Source organism: Citrobacter sp. wls827 (genome assembly GCF_005280875.1).
GTDB lineage: Bacteria > Pseudomonadota > Gammaproteobacteria > Enterobacterales > Enterobacteriaceae > Citrobacter > Citrobacter youngae.
The window spans coordinates 85,691-88,177 of the sequence record NZ_SZWR01000023.1; the positions used below are offsets into that span (position 1 = coordinate 85,691).

At 54.0% G+C, this 2,487-nt stretch carries 4 protein-coding genes; 1 reads left to right on the top strand and 3 read right to left on the bottom strand.

Annotated elements, in window-relative coordinates:
- Positions 1-17 precede the first annotated feature (17 nt).
- Both FDX03_RS19860 and FDX03_RS19865 read right to left on the bottom strand, forming a co-directional pair.
- Entirely contained in the window at positions 18-575 is a 558-nt protein-coding gene (locus FDX03_RS19860) for a DcrB family lipoprotein (RefSeq protein ID WP_101742578.1), read from the bottom strand.
- A 72-nt stretch (positions 576-647) separates the two neighbouring features.
- Positions 648-1,313, bottom strand: a complete 666-nt coding sequence (locus tag FDX03_RS19865) for a 7-cyano-7-deazaguanine/7-aminomethyl-7-deazaguanine transporter (protein ID WP_003837818.1) — start codon at positions 1,311-1,313, stop codon at positions 648-650.
- A 168-nt stretch (positions 1,314-1,481) separates the two neighbouring features.
- On the opposite strand from FDX03_RS19865, the gene tusA reads away from it, so the two are divergent.
- A complete protein-coding gene (tusA, locus tag FDX03_RS19870) occupies positions 1,482-1,727 on the top strand; it encodes a sulfurtransferase TusA (protein WP_005121576.1) in 246 nt (81 codons plus the stop codon).
- 92 nt (positions 1,728-1,819) lie between these two features.
- Here tusA and FDX03_RS23685 read toward each other — a convergent pair.
- Positions 1,820-2,487 (bottom strand): HAD-IC family P-type ATPase (locus tag FDX03_RS23685; protein WP_249357122.1); only part of this gene is annotated, 668 nt, incomplete at its 5' end.

The window sequence follows — 2,487 nt, forward strand, 5'->3', positions numbered from 1 at the left end:
CGTCATCGTCTTAACCGTTACTGGATAACCAGCGTGTTAATGATGTTTTCTGCGGTAGTCTGTGCTTTTTGCTGATCGTCAGCAGGCAGCGTGATTTGCAGGGTCAGCAGTTGGTTATCCACTTTGCCCAACACCACAGAAGAGTAAGCGGTCTGGCCTTTAGCCGAGATGATGCTGTCTAACTGCTGCAGCGTGTGGCCTTTCAGCTCAATAGATTTATTGGTGACGACCTGCAGCTGCGGGTCACGGCTACGCTGCTGATCTTCCAGACGTTTTGCCAGCACAGCCAGGTCTTCGTTGGTGTTGTCGCCAACAATCACAATCACCGCTTTCTGGCCGGTTGCGTCAGAATAGACGTGCATATTGTTCGCCTGAGTGCCCAGCTTGCCGCTCTGATCGGTCATATCCGCTGGCAGGGAAAAACTGAGTTTGCCGTCCAGCAGGCTGACCGGTTGTCCGCTGGCGCTACTTTCTGCGGCAGCTTTCTCTGCTGGCGCTTTTGTATCGCTATTATCACAGGCCGCAAGCCCCATAACCAGCAGGCCAATACCGACATATTTAACCAGATTGCGCATTGACTTCTTCCTTTCGATAAACGGCCATAACGGCTCATTCGTCCATCTTATCACAACTCGGAAAATGAACCTTTAACTCGTCTGCAATGCAGCGATTTCGGATTTATCTGCCAGCCTTTTCAGCAACATATTCAGCAGCACGCCGTACATCGGCAGGAAGAAAATAATGCTGATCAGCACCTTGAAACAGTAATCGACCAGCGCGATTTCCATCCAGTGCTCGGCCATAAAGGCATCCGGGCTACGCCAGAAAGCGATAAAGAAGAAGGCCAACGTATCGCTGATGTTGCCAAACAGCGTGGACGCCGTTGGCGCCAGCCACCAGCGACGGTTCTGACGCAGGCGGTTAAAGACATGCACATCCAGAATTTGTCCCAGCGCGTAAGCCATAAAGCTGGCGGCGGCGATACGGGCGACAAACAGGTTAAAGTGCAGCAGTGCGCCAAATCCCTGCCATGATCCCATATAAAACAGGGATGAAACGACATAGGAGATCAGCAGCGCGGGGATCATCACCGCAAAGATGATGCGTCGTGCCAACGGCGCGCCAAAAATACGCACGGTCAGGTCGGTGGCGAGGAAAATAAACGGAAAGCTAAACGCGCCCCATGTGGTATGGAAACCAAAAATGGAGATTGGAAGCTGCACCAGATAGTTGCTGGAGGTGATCACCAGCAGATGAAATAGCGATAGCCAGAACAACGCTTTTACGCGCTGAGTTTGTGTAAACGGAGTCATATTGTGACCTTTTTGTTGGATGGGGTGAGGGAACCCAATAAAAAACCGTCGCATGATACTGCTTTAAGAGCACATTGCAATGGTTGTTTTTCACGCAATCGTTAACCTGATTGGCTTACGCCACAACAGAGCGTAAAATAACGCCGTTTTTGAATGAACGAGACTACGATGAGCGATCTGTTTACCTCTCCCGACCATACTCTTGATGCCCAGGGACTGCGCTGCCCGGAACCGGTGATGATGGTGCGTAAAACCGTACGTGGCATGCAGGCCGGTGAAACACTGCTGATTGTCGCCGACGATCCGGCAACAACCCGCGATATTCCTGGCTTCTGTACCTTTATGGAGCATGAGCTGGTGGCTAAAGAGACCGACTCGCTGCCGTACCGCTATCTGCTGCGTAAAGGTCAGTAGTTTTGTTTGCCGGATGGCGCTAACGCTTATCCGGCAAACAAAGAACGTGTAACCCGTAGGCCGGATAGGGCAACGCCGTCATCCGGCAAAAACTATCCTTTACGTAACAACCGCAGCGCGTTAGCAGTCACCAGTACCGTCGCCCCCGTATCTGCCAGTACCGCCAGCCACAGTCCGGTTATCCCGAGCAGCGTGGTGACGAGGAAAATCCCCTTCAGACCCAACGCAATCGCAATGTTCTGGCGAATATTGGCGTGGGTGGCCCGCGCCAGTTGAATCATTTGCACCAGACCACGCAGGCGGTTGTGGGTCAGGGCGGCATCGGCGGTCTCCAGCGCGACGTCGGTTCCGCTCCCCATGGCAATACCGATGGTGGCTGCTTTCATCGCCGGAGCGTCGTTGATGCCGTCGCCAACCATCGCCAGCGGCGACTGTTGGTTAAGATGGGAAACTGCCTGCACTTTATCTTCCGGCAATAGCCCCGCTTTGAATTCAAGGCCCAGTTCACCGGCAATGGCGGCCGCTGCACGTGGGTTATCACCAGTCAGGATCACCCCTTTCACGCCAATCTGATTAAGTTCGCTGATGGCGGTGCGGGCATCGTCGCGCAGCGTGTCCTGTAAGGCCAGCACGCCGAGTACAGTATCGTTACGCAACACCAGCACCACCGTTTGACCCGCGCTTTCCAGCTCGCTTATCTGCCCGGCAAAGGCATCGGCAGGCTGTTTACCGGCGGCGCAAATCAGCACGCGCTCGCCGT